This window comes from Prevotella scopos JCM 17725, from assembly GCF_018127785.1.
GTDB lineage: Bacteria > Bacteroidota > Bacteroidia > Bacteroidales > Bacteroidaceae > Prevotella > Prevotella scopos.
In genome coordinates, this window is the sequence record NZ_CP072389.1 from 144,578 (window position 1) to 167,477 (window position 22,900).

The window sequence follows — 22,900 nt, forward strand, 5'->3', positions numbered from 1 at the left end:
TTTCAGCATAAGATAGTAAGAAAGTAATGCTTCATTATATAAATACAGATGTTGTTTTTCAGGAGTTCCCCGATGAGGTGACGCTTGCCATTAATGTGTCGGGTTGTCCCTGTCGCTGTCCGGGTTGTCATAGTAAGTTTTTGTGGGCAGATAGGGGAGAGGACCTGACCGATGAGACGCTGTCGGCGCTGATTCATGAAACGAAAGGTACGATAACATGTGTGGGATTTATGGGAGGCGATGGTGACCCAGCTGAAGTTGACCGATTAGCACAACACGTCTTATCTCATCACCCGCACCTGAAGATTGGTTGGTACACTGGGCGTACTGCAATCTCTCCGCTCATCGACCAACAGCACTTCGACTATATCAAAGTGGGACCTTATCTTCGTCATCTCGGTGGACTTGACTCTCCTCGCACCAATCAGCGGATGTATCGCCGCAGCCCCGATGGCAGCTTTGAGGACATCACCTCCCGCTTTTGGAAAGCCCATGACGACAAGAACTTATAAAAAAGTTGTCTTTGCTTGATAAGATTTATCCCTGCGTTCCTTGACTTTTTGATTAAAAATATCTACCTTTGCACTCGCTTAGGAAGCAGTTAATTTCTGTTAACAAAAACCTATCTGCTTGGGCTTATAAATGCCAATCCCGCTTATATAAAGGATTTGTATGTCTTGATCTCTGAGAGTATCTTCCATTAAAACAAGGATTAAGACGATTTTTTAATTTTCGTACTCATAAACTCTTTATTCTCTGAGAGTATCTTCCATTAAAACAAGGATTAAGACCTCCAGTCTCTACCCGTTTGACGTTTTACCGCCTTGCTCTGAGAGTATCTTCCATTAAAACAAGGATTAAGACCCGTATGTTTCTGTCCATTGCTTGGTTATCTTGTACTCTGAGAGTATCTTCCATTAAAACAAGGATTAAGACTAGGTGTTTTTTTCATATGAAAGTAAAAAAGGCTCTGAGAGTATCTTCCATTATAACAAGGATAAATAGAGGTGGCAAGTTTGAGAAATATAGTAATTCTTTAAGCATAGTACTTCTTCCTCTTTTAGCAGTACTCTCACTTTAGGAAAGGTCAGTCAGAAAGTAGTTTGTAAGAAAAGGTCTGCAACTCTTTGCCTTCAACTTTGGAATGATTATCTTTGTCATTGCGTTCACGGCTACTCCTTGTGATGGTGGGTGTGTTTTATAAGCCACTGTAAGTCATAGAGTAACTAAATAATGACCGATTCGGGTTTAAGACAATCATCATGGTGAAATTGTAATATATGCACAGCGTTCTCTAAGTGTAACGAATGATTTAAGGTTTCTCTGGCTCTTATATGTCTGCTTAATCAGCAAAGACAAGTTGAACTAAAATAAGTTTGCTGTCATTCCTGTCACCTTTAACAAATGATTATAAGGCTGATTCACAATGAGTTATCCCAGAATGTTAAAAGTGACAGCAAATGAAAACAAACTTATTGTAGTATATGTTTAACCCAAATCGGTCATTAGACCATAATAAGTTTAGGCTCTAATGACCGATTGGGTTGAGGCTTACAGCATAAATACATACTTTATTGACATATACAATTGAATGCCGATAAGATAGGTAGGAACCAGTCTTGAGCCAATCTCCAGACCACCTACAAGGACCTTGTGCATCTTGGCTACGCTGTCAATCGTACCACTTGCCACGCCATAGCTAAGCGACATCACGATGATGATGAGCGACAGGGAAGGGATGAAGCTAGAAGAAAACGAACTAGGGAAGAGCTGCCCCGTCACGCTCAGGAGGATTGCGTGAGGAATAGCAGTGAGAAGGAGCATGACAATAACATAAACAACAAATTCAACCAACGCTATGCGTAGTCCCACCTTTTCACGATAGAGAATTTTAAAATGATTGGAAGAGGATGTCAGGTTATGTCTCATGTTTGACAGCATAGCACGTAAGGTTGCGTAAAGACGGCTACGAACAAAGGCACCAGCTGCCATCACTGACATAATAAAATAGATGAGCAGTGGTGAAAGCTGGTTGCTAACGAACGAGCCAAAGAACCATCTGATGCCCTCGCTACTCAGCATGGAGCGCATCGGAAGCTCTGGGAAAGCTGCCGTTATAAGCCATGAGAGCAGTATCAGTGTCATCTGGGCTATGAGAAGTACTAAGACAAGATAGCCTAACTTATTCTTCATCGGCATGGAGGTTATCAATGTCGATGATACGTAGTTCTAACGCACGTACGACCAGGCGCGTAGCGTTAACGCTCATCCCGTTGTTTCCGTCAGGGAAGAGTTTCTGTACGAGTTCGTTCTGTCGTTTCTCCAAACTCTTTACACCGAAAGGCATGCCACGTAGGTTGGTAATCTGTTCCTTGGTATAACCGAGTGCGAGGTGACGCAGGAAACGCTCATCATACTCATCAATCTCGTAGCTAACCATGGCCTCTTGGTGCATCAACTGACTGCTCACGCTCATCTTAAATCTGGCAATAATCTTTTCGAGGATAGGCTGGTTGAATACCATACGTTTGCCCGACATGACACTTGCCACGTCGCCACGTGTTAACAACTCGCCACTCTTCAGACAGATACCATCTGCACCGGCGTCGAGGACGTCAACCCAGAGTTTCTCATTCAGTATCTCACCAGTAAAGATAAGCACCTTAACATTAGGGTAAGTCTGTTTTGTCTGGCGACAAATCTCCACACCAACAGTTGTCGAACCACCCAATCCAAGGTCGAGTAAGACAAGGTCGGGGAGGTTCTGCTTAATCAGTTTCCAGTAAGCAAGTTCGCTTTCAGCCGTTCCGATAATCTCAGCCTCAGGAATCTCGTTTCTAAAGATACCCTCCGTTCCTTTTAATTCCAATGGTACGTCTTCAACGATGATGACTCTAAAATTCTCCATAGTTATATTTCGTTTTGTTTTATTTCTTAATTAGCTCTTGCCAAAACCACATTTATACTTATACCTTCAGGTGTCTCTATCGCTGAGATACCACAGCCACGCTTGTTGGTTGCCTCACCATTGTCGCGTGCTATCTGTCGGCAGATGAAGAACATCAGGCGGTCAGCTGAAGGCTGGAAGAGGTCGCGACAGACTTCCTCAGGCAGTTTCAGCGAAGACATGAGGATATGTAAGGTAACATAACCAGGCTGATTCTCTTCAGCAGTGACTGTAAGTGGTTGGTTGTTATTGATAAGATGTAGTAAATCAAATAAATAAGCAAGGAAGACCGGATCGCCATTGATAAGTGGAGCGTTGAAGGCAGCTGTTAGCTTTGCAGTACTTACAATGGTTGAGATATCGACAGGACGCGCTACGAGTTTCACAGCATCTATCTGGCTCATTGCTTGTTGGCTGAGTGTCAGGTAGAGTTCCTTATAATAGACAGCAAGTTCGTCAATGGCACCAAGCTGGCGGTCGGGCTCATCTACGAGCTGTCGGATGCGTGAGGGGTAATACATCGTTTCGTGCTTCAGTGTAGAGAGGCAGTTGTCAAGAATACTGTTGCTGATATGCAAACGCTCGTTTTCATATTCAACACATCGCACCTCATCTTCAAGCATTTCGATATCAGTTTGACTCTTTTGGTTTTCTTCTACTGATGCAGCGAGTGCCTCCTTAATTTGATTGACGATAACAAGTAATCGTTCAGGGAAACGATCACTTGCCCCTTTCTCTATCTGTTTAAGTTTGTTTTCTTCGCTCACATCACTTAGTAGGGTGGTGTTCATCTGTTTCACGCGTTCCAAACAGAACTGATAAGCCAATCGATGTCGATAATACATCACATAATAAACGGGGAAGATGGATAGCAAGGCGAGGACAAGAAGGGCTACGGCAACATTTTTATTGGTTTCCGACTTCATCATCATTCGACAGTATTCGCCCAAGGAATTGTCGGCGTAACGCTCCTTGAAAAGGTGGGTATAAACAGAGTTGTTATATTTGTAGAGGTCCCATTCATGCAGTGCCAATGCTGCCACCGCACTTTCGTTACGTATGTCGAGAATGATATCATAATTCATCGGAATGCTATCGTGATACCATTTTATTTCTGCCGGAACATACAATATGTTACCAACTCGCTTCATCAGCTCCTTCCCCTTAGGTCGGAGCTGTTGATAACGGAGGTTAAGATAATAGCGACAAGTATCAGCATACTCCAATGTCTTGCTATACGCACCATTGATATTTGAGAAGTAAGCCGAATCAGCATAGATACCAGCAAGGGTGCTATAATCCTTTTTAGCAAGTGCGGTTGCTTTGTCACTGGCTCTTGGCGGACGTGCTTGTGCTGTGAGTAAGGATGCTGTTGCAAGCAGAAAAGCGAGAAGTATGCGACTAACGCCTTTTGGAAGACGGAAGAAGAAGCGGCTCCCTTTGCCGATTTGGCTTTCTACACCCATCATGCAAACAGCAAAGATAGAGCTAATCTTCTTGTATTTATTGATGATACCATTACAATTCATGAGTCCGAAACCATGCGAGGTGGTATCCTTCTGGTCGAGTATAATCTTATGTTCAAAGATGTGTTGTTGCTGTTCTTCGGTCAGACCGCAGCCCGTGTCGCTAACAGAAATCTCAACATAATCGGCTTCTTCAACGGAGGTAATGGTTACCTTTCCTCCTGTCTCAGTAAATTTGCGTGCATTGTCAGCCAAGGTGTTTACCATGAAAAGTGTCAGGACGCGATCGGCTTTCACAACAGCTTTGGTATTATCCACCTGCAGTTCTATCCCCTTCATGTAGAAACTCATTCGTCCTTTCTTAACAATGTTGAGCACCTGTTGCAGTGGGAAGCTCTCAATATGCAGTGAAAGTTTTCCTTGTTGAAGCTGAATCCACTCTGTAAGAACATTGTTGAGTTCGTTGATTTTGTCGGTCAACTCAAGGATATAGGTGTATCGCTCTGCCTTCACTGCATCGCTTTCACCGCCTTTCTTTAGTTTCTCAATCTCGTGTAACATACGGTCAATGAGCGGTGTAACACTGTTCACGAGTGATACCTTGGCACGTTGTTCAAGGTTCTTACGTTTGTTGTTAACGAGATGTAACTTGTTGATTTCAAGTTGTTCAGAAACCTCTTCATAGCGTTCTGCCAACTGCTCCTTGTGTTCAACATTATGTTGACGCCATTGTTCAAGTGGGAGGAGGAGGTCGTCCAGCGAACCCTGTGTATCTTTCTTTCGACGGAGGTGGTGGAAGAGGATGAGCAAACCAAGGACAAAGATGATAGAAAGTCCTACGGCAATGATGATAAGGTTCAGCTGTTGTGAGGTGCGTTCTAACTGTTCAGCACGTGACGTGAGGTATCTGTCCTGTCGCGTTTCATCTTGCAAATCAAGATAGATATTTCTGTTGTAATCACTCTGTTGCTTGTCGTTTATAGCCGAATAGGCTACACTGAGCTGTTCGCGAATAGATGCAACGAGGTCAGGAGCCTGCGTGATAGCAGGGTTATTATGCAATGCCTTGTTTAAACAGATAATTGCTGAGCGATAATCCTTTATGTGCCAGTAGCATGATGCCAATGTACGATAGGAACTGGCTACCTGATAAACATCACCATAACGTTGGAAGATGTGCAACGCGCGTTGTGCTAGATTACCTGCCAGGAGGTTTTCTGGCATGTGGTCAAGGTTAATATACTGGAACGATGGGAGATTATCGTGTATCAGCGTTGCCCTACTCTTATCGTTAAGAATAAGTTCGCTGATAGCTTGCATAGAGTTGGCTTCCCAGTAAGGGAGGTTTTGCTGTCGTGCAAGCATGTAACAACGTATGAGATACTCAAACTCTTTTTGTTCGATAGCTTTCTGTGTACTTGCATTGATGATACCACCTGCTCCGACGTTGTAGTAGTAATTTAAGAGCTGTGACAGGTCTCTATGAATCTCACCTTCAGGGTTAATCTGACTGAGTGCTTTGATGGATGGTTGCTCTAAACCTACATAATAATAATAGGTTGAGGTGACAATAGCAAACTCAGAACGGGCGTAAATCATTCGTCGATGCTGACGAGGCGATAACAAACTCTCATCCTCTTCAATACGATGTAGTCGCTTTTGTGCCTGCTCATAATAATCGTAGAACTCTTTATTGAGTGATTGACGCTGGCAAAGGCGCATCAGCTGAATGTCAGCAACTAACAACTCAACTTGGTTGTCTGTGATTTTCGGAACAGAGTCAAGTTTTGCATAGGCTGCCTTGAAGCGCATCTTCATCAAATCGACGAAAGCAAGGTTATTCAGTGCTTCAGCCTTTCCTGCATCATACTGCCTTGCCAAGTTATAGGCTTTGCTCGCATAGTAGGTCACTGAATCAAGGTTACGATAATGTAATGCGTAAGCCATGTCGTTATACTCATCAACTTTCTGTTGGTGAGGAGTAGAGCAGGCAGCCAACAACAGGAGGAGTAGGCACATAACCCACCCTTTTGTTATGCTGTATTTACTGGCTTTATTCATTACTATATAACCTTTGAATTTGACTATTTGCAAACAAAAGGCAAATGTACAAAACTTTTCTCAGAAATAAACTAAAACCTTGTTAATTCAGAATGCTGAAATATAAATTGGGTGCACCAGACCTCTGATGCACCCAAATCATAATATCTTAATATTTATTCTTTGCTATATCTGGCAGAAGAAAAGTACAATCACCTGCGCCAAGAAAATTCTAAGGAACATACTAAGCGGGTAAACGGTAGAGTAACCAATCGCTGGAGCCTCACCTGTACAAACAGAGTTGGCGTAAGCCAAGGCTGGTGGGTCAGTATAGGTACCGGCAAGCATACCCATGATGGTGAAGTAATTAAACTTATATTTCAGGCGTGCAATGGTACCAACGATAAGGATTGGGATAATCGTAATGATGAAACCAGTATATACATACTTCAAACCATCACCCTGCGTAACAGTGTCCCAGAAGGTTGCACCAGCCTTTATACCTACTGAGGCAAGGAAGAGTGCAAGACCAATCTCACGTAACATCATATTCGCTGACGTCGTTGTATAAGTCACAAGTCCCATGCGATAGCCGAAACGACCGATAAGGATTGCAATAACCAATGGACCACCAGCAAGACCAAGTTTCATTGGTACTGGCATGTGTGGTATTGCGATTGGCAACATACCGAAGATGATACCCACGATGATACCGACGAAGATGGTTGCAATGTTTGGTGCGTTAAGACGCTTTTCTGAGTTACCCATCATTGCTGCAACACGGTTTACATTCTCCTCTGGACCAACAACCATGATACGGTCACCCACGATAAAGCGGTGGTTACGACCTGCGAAGAGGTCCATACCCTGACGACTGATACGTGTCACGTTCACGCCATATACTGAACGGAAGTGGAGATTGCCCAATGTCTTACCATTAATCTTGTTATTGGTGATGACAATACGACGGCTAACCAGGTGCTGTGGCTGATCCTCCTCATGCCAATCGACCTCAATCTCAGGACCGATAAAGGCACGGATTGCCTCTGCATCACCCTCTGCACTGACTATGAGAATCTCATCGCCTAACTCAAAGGTGTTATCTAAGGATGGAATTGACAATTCACCATCGTGCAACATACGTGTACAAACGAAGTCGCGATTGAGGAACTCTGATATTTCCTTCAGTGTTCGACCTGCGATATAAGCATTCTGTACCTTCAGATACATTGAATAAGGCTTTATATTAGGATTCTCTGTTTCTTCCTCATTCAGTTTGTTATTTTCTTCCTGAAGGTTTACCTTACAAATAAAACGGATGGCAATTGTTGCACCGATGATGCCCACGACACCTAAAGGATAAGCACAGGCATAACCTGAAGCGATGTCGAAGTTCATGCCGTTCTTGAAGACACTGTGCAAAGCTTCATTTGCAGCACCAAGACCAGGCGTGTTTGTTACAGCACCATAGAGTGTACCAACCATCATCGGGAGGTTTGTCTTGTCGGATGTGTCAAAGAAGATATAGTAGCAAGCAAACATCACAAGGACGTTGAGCAGAATAGCAACCGTAGAGAGAATGTTCAGTTTAAGACCATCCTTACCAAAACTCTCGAAGAATCCCGGCCCCACTTGAAGACCAATCATAAAGACAAAGAGAATCAACCCAAAGTCTTGTATGAAGCCCAGTACAGGAAGAGGTCCTGTAAACTTAATGTGACCAGCAAGGATGCCCACAAACAACACAAAGGCAACGCCAAGCGAGATACCTCCAATCTTAATTTTGCCAAGGTAGATACCCAAGGCAATGACAATAGAATACAATAGCATAATATGGGCTACCGTATCCTGCTTCTCTGCCGAAAAAATATCAATTAACCAGTTCATAAGTATGATTTATTGTGTGCAAAGATAAGGATTAAAAAGCATATAAACTAATCTTTTTATGACGTTTTTTACAACCTATCTACGTTTTTGTGTGTTTTATGTACTTTTGTTAAGTTTCTATCTCATTTCTCATCGTCTATCTTCTTAATGCATAGATAGAACGAATAGGCATTTGGCTGATATTCCGCACATATCTCAGTTACATGAAAATCCCCTTGTTTGAAGCTGAATTTCATTCTGCAAACAAACAAGGGGCTCATGTTATTTGTTAGTATCTGTCTTATAGCAGATTTACGGCTCTATAACGAATCTTGTGGGTTGTGTATTGATATTCCACCGGTTTGGTGCGGATGGTATGCACCACATGTGCGAAGGATTAACATCATTGCTGTATATGGAATGGTAGTGATTTAATGTGCGTCAAGCGTATTAAAACTAAGGTCAATTTGGAGTTGTGTTTAGTTTTTGACAATGTTTTTAGACTCTATAACGAATTACCCACACGATTCGTTATAGAGCCTTTTTAGTTGCTGTTATTTTTAACATCTCATGCATCTTGCTGATATATAATAAGTTAAGCACCTGTTACAAATGACAGGAATGACAGGAACTAAAATTTATGAGTTATCTGGCGTTAGATTACAGAGGATTATATTATCAGACATCCCCCAACATCCAATCTCCCAATCTCCTCCAACCGGGGGTGCCTATGTGGTCATAATTATGAATTATACTAACAGCCTATTCACAGAAAAAACGTTCTTATGTTACTCTGTCTTCTTCACAAGCAACTTGTCAACTTAAAGCGTGATTTCTCCTGAACCAAAGCAGCGATGGTGTTCTTTGTCATAGATAACACAGAATTGTCCAGGGGCAACGCCATGGATGCTCTCGGTAGAGTGAATGATACACCTACCATCCGACAACTGTTCAACAGTTGCTGGATGATACTCAGGTGTGTGGCGAATCTTGAAGGTAATCTGCTCAGGTAATGTTGTCACACCTTCTGTCAGGAAGTGGAAATCATGTAACGGGAAATCTTTTTTGTAGGCAGTAGCAGGATCGTAGCCATGGCTTACATATAGGATATTTTTAGTTACATCTTTCTTTATCACGAACCAAGGACCACCGCCAAGACCGAGTCCCTTACGTTGCCCGATGGTATGGAACCATAGTCCTTTATGTTCGCCAATTTTCTTTCCCGTCTCGAGTTCGATGACGTCGCCTATTTGTTCGCCTAGATAGCGGCGTACATATTCATTATAATCGATATTTCCAAGGAAGCAGATTCCTTGTGAATCCTTGCGGTGCGCATTGATGAGATTCTCTCGTTCGGCAATCTCTCGCACCTCATTCTTCTCATAGTGTCCGATTGGGAAGATAGCTTTCTTTAGCTGCCAATCGTAAATTTGTGCCAGAAAGTCGGTCTGGTCTTTTACTGGGTCAGGACTTGTGGTGAGCCATTTACGACCATCAATCCATTCCGTTTGTGCATAATGACCTGTAGCGATGAGGTCATAGTCATGTCCCATCTTCTCGTCAAAGGCTCCAAACTTAATCAGTCGGTTGCACATCACGTCAGGGTTAGGTGTAAAGCCTGCCTTCACTTTCTCCATTGTGTAGCGTGTAACCTGGTCCCAATACTCCTTATGACAATCGATGACCTGCAGCTTACAACCAAAGCGGCGTGCTACAAGTGTAGCCATCTCAAGGTCTTCTTCTGAGTTACAGTCCCATTCTTCCTTCTCTTCTGGTCCTATCTTTATATAGAAACAGTCGGGATGCAACCCTAGTCGTGCAAATTCATACACGACAACTGAGCTGTCAACACCTCCTGAGAGGAGAACTGCAATACGCTTACCTTCGAGTTCCTGAACATTCATCTTTACAACCTATCCTTCTTTCTTATTCTTTTGTTCTGACTTTCTCGTCAACTACTTTCTTTTTATGTGACACTTTCATTCTATCAAATCCCATGCCATAAACACCGTTCACGGCACCTTGTGAAACAAAGGCGTTAGGGTCTATTTCGTCAATCACTTGATAGATGGAGTGTGCCTCAGAACGACGTGCGATGATAAAGAGCATTCCCACCTTCTTACCCGTGTAGAAACCACGTGCCTCGATAACTGTACAACCGCGAGCAACATCGTTGTTAATGGCAGAGCCGATCTCGCCCCAGTGTTCAGAGATAACAAAGAACTGCACCGAACCACGCATACCATTAATAAGGTAGTCAACCACATAGGTCATAACAAAGAGGACGATATATCCATAGATAACCTTTTCCCAGTCTTGCAAAACCAGAAAACTGGAACTGATGATACAGAGGTCGCATGCAAGGATGACACGTCCCAATGATATGTCACGATACTTATGAATCATAGCCGCAATGACATCTGAACCGCCCGAACTTGCGTTATACTGCAAGGCGATACTGACACCGACGCCTAATAGCACTCCTCCCACTACGCAGGCAAGGAATGGTTCGTCGGCAAATAGCGGGCTCCCTGCAAAAACTCCGCGTAATACCGATGTTGCGGTGGCGAAGGTTAATACGGCAAAAATTGTTCTGACGCAGAATTTCCAACCTAAAATCTTCAAGGCAACAAAGAGCAATATACCATTTATTACAAGATAGGTGTACTGTACAGGGATGTTTGCACCCCATTGTATGACGGATGCAATACCAGCAATACCACCGATGGTGATATGATGTGGCAAGAGGAATGCACACCAACCAAAGCTACCGATGAGCATTGCCAATGCAATCATCAGAAATTCGCGTACTTCTCTAAAATTGTTCTTTCTTTTTTTGTTCATGTGTTTGTCAACCATTAGTAGTTTGCAAAGTTAGTGAAATAATTGTGAAAGTCAAGTCAATAGCTATTTTTTTATGTATAAATCCAGTAAGTTTCTTAGATTTTTATTATTTTTGTGCGTTATATCAAACTTCTAATTAAATGATAGATTTATTTTCTGCAAACGGATGGCTAAACACAAGCATTGTTTTTGTAAATGATTTTGTGTGGTCATATATCCTTGTAGGCTGTCTAATAGTATGTGCTTTATGGTTCACGTGGCGGACGCATTTTGTGCAGTTTCGCATGGTGGGTGAGATGGTTCGGTTATTGGGCGAATCGACCGGTACGCATGATAAGGGGGAGAAACATGTCTCTTCTTTTCAGGCTTTTGCTGTCTCTATCGCCTCACGTGTAGGAACGGGAAACCTCGCGGGTGTGGCAAGTGCCATAGCTATTGGTGGTCCAGGTGCTGTATTTTGGATGTGGATTATTGCTCTCTTAGGTGCTGCGACAGCTTTTATAGAGTCAACGCTTGCTCAGCTTTACAAGCGTCGTCATGCTGATTCGTTTATTGGTGGACCAGCTTATTATATTCTTCATGGAATGCATTGTAAATGGATGGCGAAACTCTTTGCCGTACTCATCACTCTAACCTTCTGTATGGCTTATATCTCCATACAAAGTAACACCATCTGTGGCGCTATGGATAAGGCTTTCTCCATTGCCCCAATATGGATGGGTGTTGTTCTTGCAGTACTTTCTCTGGTAATAGTCTTCGGTGGTATTCAGCGCATTGCAAAGGTCAGCAGTATTCTTGTTCCGCTGATGGCAGTAGGTTATGTCCTCCTTGCTTTGGTGATAATCATCATGAATATTCAGCTTATTCCATCTGTCTTCCGTCTTATCATTGAGAATGCTTTTGGCTTTGAACAGATTGCTGGTGGTGGATTGGGTGCTACGATGATGAATGGTATCAAACGCGGACTCTTTAGCAATGAAGCTGGTGAGGGTTCCGCTCCTAACGTTGCTGCGACAGCATCCACCACACATCCTGTAAAACAGGGACTGATTCAGTCGCTTGGTGTTTTCACTGATACTCTCCTCGTTTGTAGCTGCACTGCTTTTGTTATTATCATCAGTGGTTTGTATGTCAACAGCACTGATTCGGGAATAAAACTTACTCAGATAGCTTTGGAGAGTGAGGTTGGTACAGCTGGACCAATATTTATTGCAATAGCTATCTTCTTCTTTGCTTTCAGTAGTATCATTGGCAACTATTATTATGGTGAGGCAAACGTACGATTCCTTACCCAAAATCCTTCAGCCATTCTCGTCTTGCGTGTGATAACAGGCGGTGTAATGGTGATGTTCGGTGCGATTGCTAGTCTTGACCTTGTATGGAGTATCGGCGATTTCTTTATGGCACTCATCACAATCTGTAACCTCATTGCCATCTTGACGCTCGGCAAATATGCTTTCCGCCTGCTCGATAATTATCGTCAGCAGAAATGTGCAGGCATAAAGAGCCCTGTTTTTAAACGCGACATGATGCCAGATATAGAAAAGGATATTGAGTGTTGGGGGTAATCTTTAATTCAGAATTCACAATTATGATTATCAGAAAGGGAAAAATAAAGAGGTAAAAATAAAGAGGTAAAAATATTACTGCTTAAAGTTCTAACTTCCAAGCATATCATGCTATCTACTCGAGAGGGTGTCAAAACACAAATCATTAATTTGACAACTTTCAATTTATAAGAAGGATTCTTCTAAAGGAAAAGAAAAGACCATTCCTTTACTCAAAACTGAGTATAGACATGGTCTTTCTTCATTGGAATGTTTCAAACTATAAGATTACCAAAATGGTATTTGTATTTTGACACACCTTCCCGCTTAACTTGTCAACCTAAATTAGGATACTATAGTTTACGACTGATGATACCATCAATAGAGTATTTACCAGGACCAGCAAACCATGACAGGATGAAAATGACGAGATAGAGGAAAGCTAACTCACCATTACTAACAGAACCTCCGTGAACAGTGGTGAAGGCAACAATCATTGTGAAAATCATTGGTAATAGTGCCAAACGTGTGAGGAAACCGAATACGAAGGCCAAACCGCATACCAACTCTCCGAAAATACTCAGACTTACAGCAACATCACCGCTCCATCCGAATGGTGCTGGGAAGTGTGCAGCTATATCTGAGAAATGTTGTAACTTGTCAAGTCCGTGGCTAGCGAATGTCAAACCGAATACAATGCGTGAGGCCAATAGGAGGAGGGATGCCTTTGTACTTTCAACTTTTGGGAATAATAATGCTAAACTTTTCATCTTCTTACAATCTTTATTTTTTATATTAATATTGTGTTCAGTCTTTGCGTCCATTTCTTACTCAAAGCGTGGCGATATATAATTATATAGGACTGAAACTGTATATAAATTCGTTACAAAGGTATATATAATTTTCTTCTTTATCGCAAAAGATACTTGGTATTTTATCGAAGACGACAAATATACCACATGTATGGTAGGTTCTCCCTGCCGTCCCCCCCCCTTTTATTTTTAATTTTATCTACTTTGTGTTTTTCATGTTGCTCTTCCGCTAACCGCTTACATATTGTCTGTCCTCCGTATAATTCCCCCTTTGGAATCTTCTTTTCTAGATTGTGAATTATATTTACAAAATTTTTATGCAAACACTTCAAAAAAGCTCAAAAATAACCATTTTTTTCGCCTTTGTAAATTACTTGTTATCAGCGTGTTACAAACTCGATTCTAAAAGGGCGTTAACAAGGGACTTGAAGGGCGTTAACAAGACTGTAAAAGGGCACCTTTTACAAGCCTTAAGGGCGTTAATTAAATTCTAAAAGATGGTATTCTGTTTTTGATGTTATGAATATTTTTTACAAATATAGGTATTTGTGGCGTTTCAAATCATACATAACAAGTCCCATCCCGATCCTCCCCGAAAGAAGAGGGAGATAAACTTCCTATAAATTAAGGTGTGTTTATTAAGGTAATAGGTATCTCGGTTTCAACTTACACCTTAACTGGGGAAGGTTTGACTTGCGGCTTATATCTAGGAAGAATCCGTATAAACGCTTAAGTTTCTGGCTGTTTTGCAATCTTTTAAATGTATTCTTTGTGATTAAATTTAGTTAAAAGTCCATTTGTTTAAGAAGTTTCCTTTTGCTTATAACCATTGCCTTATAGACAGTCACTATCCCCATTATTAGGTATTTACATTGTAAATGCTTTTATTTCTGCATTTTTTTATTACCTTTGTTTGTTAAGACATGGTCGGAGAGACAAGTCTATCAAGTTGACAAGTGAACAAGTTGACGAGTTAACAAGTTGCTTGCAGTAATATATACAGCAAATAGAAGTAATCATAATTATGAATTTTGAATTACAGAAAGTATGAAGCTATCAGAATTAAAAACCGGTGAAACCGGCGTTATCGTAAAGGTATCAGGACACGGTGGTTTTCGGAAACGAATCATAGAGATGGGATTCATTAAGGGTAAGCGTGTTGAGGTGTTACTTAATGCGCCCTTGCAAGATCCTGTTAAATATAAGATAATGGGTTACGAGGTTAGTCTTCGTCATAGTGAGGCTGACCAGATAGAAGTGGTGACAGAAGGAAAACCGCATACCTCTGATAACGAGAAGGAATATCAGGCTGATGCGACAGTAGATGCTGTTGCTGACGATAGTACGGATAAGGAACTAACACCCGACAATCTTTCAGAGACAGCACGCAGAAAAGAACGCACCATCAATGTGGCACTTGTTGGTAACCCAAACTGTGGTAAGACATCACTCTTCAACTTTGCCTCTGGTGCACACGAACGCGTAGGCAACTACTCAGGTGTGACGGTAGATGCGAAGGTGGGACATGCTGAATATGATGGCTACGTGTTCAATCTCGTTGATCTCCCCGGCACTTATAGTCTTTCTGCCTACAGTCCGGAAGAACTCTATGTTCGTAAGCAGTTGGTAGATCATACGCCAGATGTTGTTATTAACGTGATAGACGCATCCAACCTTGAGCGCAACCTCTATCTGACAACACAGTTGATAGATATGCACGTCCGTATGGTTTGTGCCCTCAATATGTTTGATGAGACCGAACAGCGTGGCGACCATATCGAGGTGCCGAAGCTCTCTGAACTCTTTGGCTTACCCATGGTGCCAACGGTGTTTACCACGGGTAGAGGCGTAAAGGAACTCTTCCGCCAGATTATCGCTGTTTACGAAGGAAAAGAAGACGAATCGTTGCAGTTCCGTCATATCCATATCAATCATGGACATGAGATAGAGAATGGTATTAAAGAGATGCAGGAACATTTGAAGAAGTACCCTGAAGTCTGTCGTCGTTATTCAACACGTTATCTTGCAATCAAGCTGTTAGAGCATGACAAGGATGTAGAAGAACTCGTCAAGCCATTGGGCGACTCAGCTGAGATATTCACTCATCGTGATACCGCAGCAGCACGCGTTATGGAAGAGACTGGCAACGACTGTGAAACAGCAATCATGGATGCCAAGTATGGCTTCATTAATGGTGCGCTGAAAGAAGTGAATTTCTCAACGGGAGATAAGAAAGATACCTACCAGACTACGCACGCCATCGACCATATACTGACGAATAAGTATTTTGGTTTCCCTATCTTCTTCTTAATCTTGTTGGTGATGTTCACCGCAACCTTTGTTATCGGACAATACCCAATGGACTGGATAGAGGCTGGCGTCGGCTGGTTGGGTGAGTTTATCACAAAGACTATGCCTGACGGACCAGTGAAGGATATGCTTGTCGATGGTGTCATCGGTGGAGTAGGAGCCGTTATCGTCTTCTTGCCACAGATTTTAATCCTTTATTTCTTTATCTCTTATATGGAAGATTGCGGCTATATGTCGCGTGCAGCCTTTATCATGGACCGTCTGATGCACAAGATGGGACTGCATGGAAAGTCCTTTATCCCGCTCATCATGGGCTTCGGTTGTAATGTGCCAGCAGTGATGTCCACACGTACGATAGAGAGCCGACGGAGTAGGCTGATTACGATGTTGATTCTTCCGTTGATGAGCTGTTCGGCTCGTCTGCCAATTTACATCATGATTACGGGTTCTTTCTTCGCCTTGAAGTATCGTTCGCTTGCCATGCTCTCCTTATATGTAATAGGTGTGTTGACGGCAGTGATAATGAGTCGATTGTTCTCAGCCTTTGTTGTCAAAGGAGAAGACACACCATTTGTGATGGAACTACCACCTTATCGTTTCCCAACGTGGAAGGCGATAGGTCGCCACACATGGGAGAAAGGTAAGCAGTATCTGAAGAAGATGGGAGGTATCATCCTCGTTGCATCTATCATCGTGTGGGCACTGGGCTATTTCCCATTGCCGGACAATCCAAAGATGGACAAGCAAACCCGACAGGAACAAAGTTATATCGGCAGGATTGGTAAGGCCATTGAGCCAGTGTTCCGTCCGCAAGGCTTCAGTTGGAAGTTGGATGTAGGCTTGCTTTCAGGAATGGGTGCCAAAGAGATTGTGGCATCAACGATGGGTGTGCTTTATGCAGGTGATGACAGCTTTTCTGATGACAATGGTTATAGCAGTGAGGCAGGGAAATACTCACGACTACATAAGTTGATAACAAAGGACGTGGCAACCATGCATGGGGTGAGCTATGAGAAGGCGGAGCCTATCGCTACACTGACTGCCTTTGCGTTCTTACTCTTTGTGTTACTTTATTTCCCTTGCATTGCTACGATAGCCGCTATTAAGGGTGAGACAGGCAGTTGGGGATGGGCACTCTTTGCTGCAGGTTACACAACGGCCTTAGCTTGGATTGTTAGTGCTGTTGTCTTCCAAGTAGGATTATTATTTCTTTGAAACATAAAGTTATAATGCTTTAGATATAAATTCTCATGTAGGGGTGCAAAGCTGCATCCCTACATTTTGTTTAGTAGCTTACTTTTCTATCCAACAACCACACCTCTTTATTAACTTAGAACTACAACGTTTTTCTCAACCAGTATCCTCATTCCTCCATTCAACCAAAGAGCATTGTAGATATAACGCTCAACTTATTTGGTGCTTACCCTCCGCACCATTGGTGTTCAGCCTTAGCATCATTGGTGCTAGGCCTCCGCACAACATGTGCAGAATAACATCACAAAAGCAAATGATGTTAAGCAAGTCACAAATAGAGTATGTGTGAAGATTTTAACCGCCCTGTACCCTTTCGTGTGGGTATTCGTTTTTTGTTTTGCTTAAAAACTTCTGACTATGAAACGACAGGACTAAACAGAACAAATAAATAAGGTATATGCGTACGATAATTGATTTTAATCTATGCTTATATCACCCCACACGATACATCATAAAAACTCATTTTATTCCTCAAAACGTTTGAGAATACAAATAAAAGTTCACAACACGCGATGTAGCGAATCAATTTCTTTGTGATAGGACAACTATCGTAAGACGTTCGCAAATTGACTAAAAAATAGATAGTTACACAATTTTATCCCAATCTAGATGAATAATTACAAACGATGGTTGTGAAAAAAAAAGAGGAAGAGATGTATTTTATTTCCAAAAAGTTTGTTTTTTTTCAACATATTAATTATTTTTGCAAACGATGATGATGGCAAAAATATAATAAAACCTAAACAATCAATTTTAATCATCACTTAGAATATGCCATTCTTGTGCGAATAAGCCGATGGGGGTAGCCTCCCTAATTAGCTTTTCGTAGGCTCAGCCATTTAAGGACGAGTGGAAAAGTCATTTAAATATACTATAATAAAAACCAGTTAATTCTAAAAGTCTATGGAGAAAAGATTTGCTCTTTTTTTGTTAGGGCTAATCCTGTCAGTAGGAACAGCGATTGGTCAGACAAAAATCAATGGTACTGTATTTTCTCAGGTGGATAATGAACCTATCATTGGTGCGTCGGTCATGGTACAAGGTACTACGAAAGGTACGGTCACTGATATCGATGGTCATTTCACACTTGATGTTCCTGCAGGAAAGAAACTTGTAGTCAGTTACATTGGTATGGTCACGCAAACCGTTGCTGCGAAGGATGGCATGAAGGTAAGTCTTGCAAATGACAACCATCAACTCAATGAGGTTGTCGTTACGGGTATGACCCAGCAAGATAAACGCCTCTTCTCAGGTGCTGCCACAAAGCTTGATGCTTCTAAAGCGAAGCTCGATGGTATGGCAGACGTGAGTCGTTCGCTTGAAGGTCGTGCTGCCGGTGTGAGTGTTCAGAACGTATCAGGTACGTTCGGTACTGCACCAAAGATTCGTGTGCGTGGTGCTACGTCAATCTATGGTTCATCTAAACCGTTGTGGGTTGTGGATGGTGTTATCATGGAAGATGTTGCAGAGGTTGATGCTGATAACCTCTCGTCAGGTGATGCTGCCACATTGATTTCTTCAGCGATTGCAGGTCTGAACGCTGATGACATTGAAAGTTTCCAGATTCTGAAGGATGGTTCTGCTACCTCTATCTATGGTGCGCGTGCCATGGGTGGTGTGATTGTTGTCACAACTAAGAAGGGTAAGGCCGGTAGCAACCGCATCAGTTATACAGGTGAATATACGATGCGTCTGCGTCCAAGCTACTCTCAGTTCAACATTATGAACTCACAGGAGCAGATGGGCGTTTATAAGGAGATGGCGGCTGATGGTCTCTTCTCTTTCTCTCGTACGCTGCGTGCCGCTACGAGTGGTATCTATGGTAAGATGTATAACCTGCTTAACACCTACGATCTTACCAATGGTCGTTTCGGTATTGCAAACAATGAAGAGGCTATCAATGACTATCTTCGTGAAGCAGAGATGCGCAATACTAATTGGTTTGAAGAGCTCTTTAAGAATTCTGTTTCTACGAACCACTCTATCTCTATGTCATCAGGTACAGATAAAGCACAATACTATACCTCTTTCTCTTTCATGGACGACCCAGGATGGGCAGAACAGAGCAAGGTGCGTCGTTTGACTTATTCTGTCAATGCTAACTATAACATTGGTAAAAAGGTGACACTGAACCTTATTGGTAATACGGCTTATCGTAAGCAGCGTGCACCAGGTTCTGTGAACCAGGAGGTGGATGCTGTATCGGGTGCTGTCAATCGTAACTTTGATATTAACCCTTACTCTTACGCTATCAACTCATCACGTGCGTTGGATCCTAATACGTTCTATATCCGTAACTATGCTCCATTCAATATCCACAATGAGTTGAATAATAACTTTATTGACTTTGATGTGCTTGACTTGAAGATGCAAGCAGAGTTAAAGTACAAACCTATTAAGAAGGTACAGCTTTCTGTATTGGGTGCTTATAAGTATTCTATTACTTCTCAAGCAGCTCAGATTCGTGAGCAGTCAAATATGGCCATGGCTTATAGAGCAATGGATGATGCTACAATTCGTAATGCTAACGCTTGGCTCTATCTTGACCCAGACCAGCCTAACTCTTTGAAGTTCTCTGTTCTGCCAAAGGGTGGTTTCTATAATGAAACGAAATATCGCATGAACAGCTGGGACTTCCGTGCTACTGCAAGCTATAATGATGTATATAACGATCAGCATATCTTAAACCTCTATGGAGGTATGGAAATCAACAATACTAACCGTACACAGAGCTTCTTCCGTGGTGTTGGTATGCAATATGGCATGGGTTACCTTGCTAATTATGATTACCATTTCTTCAAGCAGGCAGAGGAAGATAATAACATGTATTACGACCTTTATAATAGCTATAGCCGTGATGTGTCATTCTTCGGTACAGCTAACTATTCTTGGAAAGGACGTTACGCCGTAAACTTCACAACACGTTATGAAGGTAGTAACCGCCTCGGTAAGGCTCGTACTGCACGTTGGCTTCCTACATGGAACGTGTCAGGTGTGTGGAATGCACATGAGGAGCCTTGGTTCCATAAGGTGTTCAAGACTGCTATGACTCACGCAACGATGCGTGCCTCTTACTCTCTGACGGGTGATAAACCTGCCGTTACCAACTCACAGGTAATCATCCGCAGTACAAACATCTGGCGTCCATTTGCCATTGACAGAGAGTCAGGACTTGGTATTTCAAACTTTGCTAACCCTGATCTTACCTATGAGAAGAAGCATGAGTTGAACCTCGGTGTTGACTTAGGCTTCCTAAATAATCGTTTGAACGTTGTGTTCGACTGGTACACACGTAATAACTACGACCTTATCGGTCCTCGCACAACAAACGGTACAAAGGGTACGATTACTGAATATGCTAACGTTGCAAGTATGAAGTCACATGGTGAGGAGCTTACTATCTCTAGTAAGAACATCGTGACCAAGAGCTTCCAGTGGTCAACCGACTTCATCTTCTCTCACGTGAAGACACGTGTTACTGACCTCGATAGCCGCTCACGCATCATGTCTATGGTTAGTGGCTCTGGTTTTACAATGGTTGGCTATCCTTATCGCGCACTCTTCTCTTGGGACTATAAGGGACTGAATGACCATGGTATTCCACAGGTTATCAACCAGGATGGTGACTTGACAACTAGTAATGTTGACTTCCAGAGTTATGTCCTCGACCACCTCGTATATGAAGGACCAACAGATCCAACTATAACAGGTTCATTTGGTAACACCTTTACTTATAAGGGATGGCACTTAAGCATCTTTACAACCTATGCCTTTGGTAATAAGGTACGCCTTGACCCATTCTTCAGCACAGGTTATTCTGATATGACTGCTATGCCAAAGGAGTTCCGCAATCGTTGGACTAAAGCTGGCGATGAGTTGCACACAAACATACCTGCTATTGCTGATTTGCGTTCTATGCAGCAAAATGGTTATTTGGGACGTGCATACAATGCTTACAACTATTCAACTGAACGCATCGCAAATGGTAATTTCATCCGAATGAAGGAAATCTCTCTAGGGTATGATTTCCCTGTACAGATGATTAGACATCTTTCAATAAACTCATTGAGTTTGAAGTTGCAGGCAACAAACCTCTTCCTAATTTATTCTGATAAGAAACTTAACGGACAGGATCCAGAATTCTTTAATTCAGGTGGTGTTGCCTTACCAGTACCTCGCCAGTTTACACTGACTCTGCGTCTTGGTATCTAACACATTCAAAAACAATAAAGAAATATGATCATGAAAAAAATAAATGCTTTATTATTTGGATTGGGGCTTTTGAGCCTTGCATCCTGCGATACGTTTCTTGATAAGCTGCCTGATGATCGCGCCGAAGTGAATAGCTTCGAAAAGGTGACACAGTTGTTGTCTTCTGCTTACTCTGATGGTTCTACTGTCTATATGATGGAGTGGAGTAGTGACAACGTAATGGATAATGGTAAGATGTTTTCTTATCGAACAAACCAAGACCAGCTCTATCGTTGGAAAGATGTCAACACAAATGGTAATGATGACCCGCGCCATGTGTGGGGGAAAGCTTACTTTGCTGTTGGAAATGCCAATCAGGCACTAGCAAGTCTTGATAAAATCACTGAAGGAAATGTTAATGCTGTAAAGGCTGAGGCTTTACTCTGCCGTGCATGGGCTATCTTCCAATTGTCAAATGCGTTCTGCATGGCTTACGATGAGGCTAAGGCTGATACCTATCTTGGTCTTCCTTATCCAAAAGAGGCAAACGTGTCAGTCAACTCACGTGGAACATTACGCCAACTTTATGAGAATATCAACGCTGATATCGAAGCTGCACTGCCTAATGTGAGCGAAGAATATATGTCAGTTCCTAAGTATCACTTTAATGTTCGTGCTGCCTACGCCTTCGCTGCTCGCTTCAACCTTTATTATCACAAGTGGGATAAGGCGTTAGAGTATGCTACTAAGGCTTTGGGAACACAGCCTGCATCGCTTATGCGTACGGTGTCACGCTATAAGAGCCTAACAGGTGGTCGTTGGGAGATTCACGATAATTATATTAGTTCTAGTGAGAATGCCAACTTCATGCTTCAGACAGCTGTCTCTGCAGCCGGTGCAGCCACATACTATGGTGGTTATAAGCGTTATAACTCAGGCTTTGATGTCATCATGAAGGAGCTTTATTGGGCTTCTATGCCATGGGGCTCAGGCTCTGTTGACAACACGCTCTATGAGTCTCACCTGCTTTATGGTAACAGCCAGCAGATTGCTTACCCTCGTTTATCTGATGAGTGGGAGTATCTTGATGCAGCAAAGAGTAGAGGTTTCATTCGTGTTGTTGATCCAGTATTTACAGCTGATGAAACACTCCTTGTCCGTGCAGAGGCTAATATCATGTTGAAGAAGTACGACGATGCCTTGAGTGATATGAATGTCTGGGTAACAGCGCATTGTGCTCCAACAGCAGGTACTGCTACAAGACCAACATTGACCCTTGCTTCAATACAAAGCTTCTTGCAAAATGTAGCCATGGTGCCAGAAGAATTGACATCAAACAGTGATAGAGGATTCAAGAAGGCACTTCATCCACAGGGCTTTACGATTGATGATACTCAGACACAGCTGCTGTATGTGTTGTTGCAGATGCGTCGTATCGAGACTTGTCAGCAAGGACTTCGATTCATGGACATCAAGCGTTATGGTATTAAGATTGCTCACTTACTTGATGGTGAGAATCCTCTCTACTTTGAATCAGGCGACCTGCGTGGTGCATTGCAGTTGCCAACTGATGTCATTGAGTCTGGTTTGGAGCCTAATCCACGTAAGAATTAAACATGAGGA

The 22,900-nt window shown here is 42.4% G+C and carries 12 protein-coding genes and 1 CRISPR repeat array; of the genes, 5 read left to right on the forward strand and 7 right to left on the reverse strand.

Translation table 11 applies throughout. From position 1 onward, the window contains the following. Nucleotides 1-26 precede the first annotated feature (26 nt). Entirely contained in the window at nucleotides 27-512 is a 486-nt protein-coding gene (gene nrdG / locus J4856_RS00600; RefSeq protein ID WP_025839576.1) for an anaerobic ribonucleoside-triphosphate reductase activating protein, read from the forward strand. Nucleotides 513-682: 170 nt separating this feature from the next. Beyond that, nucleotides 683-1,005: direct repeats of the CRISPR family, unit length 37 nt; unit sequence CTCTGAGAGTATCTTCCATTAAAACAAGGATTAAGAC. 546 nt (nucleotides 1,006-1,551) lie between these two features. Here the strand turns inward: nrdG and J4856_RS00605 are convergent. From J4856_RS00605 to J4856_RS00630, 6 genes are all read right to left on the reverse strand, one after another. Continuing rightward, on the reverse strand, nucleotides 1,552-2,193 hold the full coding sequence (locus J4856_RS00605; RefSeq protein ID WP_025839578.1) for a hypothetical protein: 642 nt from the start codon (nucleotides 2,191-2,193) through the stop codon (nucleotides 1,552-1,554). Beyond that, complete coding sequence (locus tag J4856_RS00610) at nucleotides 2,183-2,908, reverse strand: DUF5932 domain-containing protein (RefSeq protein ID WP_025839580.1); 726 nt, start codon at nucleotides 2,906-2,908, stop codon at nucleotides 2,183-2,185. The genes J4856_RS00605 and J4856_RS00610 overlap by 11 nt, the downstream gene beginning before the upstream one ends. Nucleotides 2,909-2,934: 26 nt before the next feature. Further along, a complete protein-coding gene (locus J4856_RS00615) occupies nucleotides 2,935-6,474 on the reverse strand; it encodes a sensor histidine kinase (RefSeq protein ID WP_025839582.1) in 3,540 nt (1,179 codons plus the stop codon). Between the two features lie 165 nt (nucleotides 6,475-6,639). Then, nucleotides 6,640-8,340, reverse strand: coding sequence for a putative transporter (locus J4856_RS00620; RefSeq protein WP_065367991.1), 1,701 nt, complete (start codon nucleotides 8,338-8,340; stop codon nucleotides 6,640-6,642). 800 nt (nucleotides 8,341-9,140) lie between these two features. Next, nucleotides 9,141-10,223, reverse strand: a complete 1,083-nt coding sequence (gene mnmA / locus J4856_RS00625) for a tRNA 2-thiouridine(34) synthase MnmA (protein WP_025839584.1) — start codon at nucleotides 10,221-10,223, stop codon at nucleotides 9,141-9,143. A gap of 22 nt (nucleotides 10,224-10,245) precedes the next feature. Continuing rightward, nucleotides 10,246-11,163 carry a YitT family protein gene (locus J4856_RS00630; RefSeq protein ID WP_025839586.1) on the reverse strand — a complete coding sequence of 306 codons (918 nt, stop codon included), beginning with the start codon at nucleotides 11,161-11,163 and terminating at the stop codon, nucleotides 10,246-10,248. A 140-nt stretch (nucleotides 11,164-11,303) separates the two neighbouring features. On the opposite strand from J4856_RS00630, the gene J4856_RS00635 reads away from it, so the two are divergent. Beyond that, complete coding sequence (locus tag J4856_RS00635) at nucleotides 11,304-12,731, forward strand: alanine/glycine:cation symporter family protein (RefSeq protein WP_025839588.1); 1,428 nt, start codon at nucleotides 11,304-11,306, stop codon at nucleotides 12,729-12,731. A gap of 332 nt (nucleotides 12,732-13,063) precedes the next feature. On the opposite strand, the gene J4856_RS00640 is transcribed toward J4856_RS00635, so the two are convergent. Then, a complete protein-coding gene (locus J4856_RS00640; protein WP_044081238.1) occupies nucleotides 13,064-13,480 on the reverse strand; it encodes a DoxX family protein in 417 nt (138 codons plus the stop codon). Nucleotides 13,481-14,569: 1,089 nt separating this feature from the next. Here J4856_RS00640 and feoB point away from each other — a divergent pair. From feoB to J4856_RS00655, 3 genes are all read left to right on the forward strand, one after another. Next, entirely contained in the window at nucleotides 14,570-17,047 is a 2,478-nt protein-coding gene (gene feoB / locus J4856_RS00645) for a ferrous iron transport protein B (RefSeq protein WP_065367993.1), read from the forward strand. 942 nt (nucleotides 17,048-17,989) lie between these two features. After that, nucleotides 17,990-21,298: a SusC/RagA family TonB-linked outer membrane protein gene (locus tag J4856_RS00650; protein ID WP_065367994.1), complete on the forward strand. Its 3,309-nt coding sequence runs from the start codon at nucleotides 17,990-17,992 to the stop codon at nucleotides 21,296-21,298. 30 nt (nucleotides 21,299-21,328) lie between these two features. Beyond that, entirely contained in the window at nucleotides 21,329-22,891 is a 1,563-nt protein-coding gene (locus J4856_RS00655) for a RagB/SusD family nutrient uptake outer membrane protein (protein WP_065368078.1), read from the forward strand. The last annotated feature ends 9 nt before the right edge of the window (nucleotides 22,892-22,900 follow it).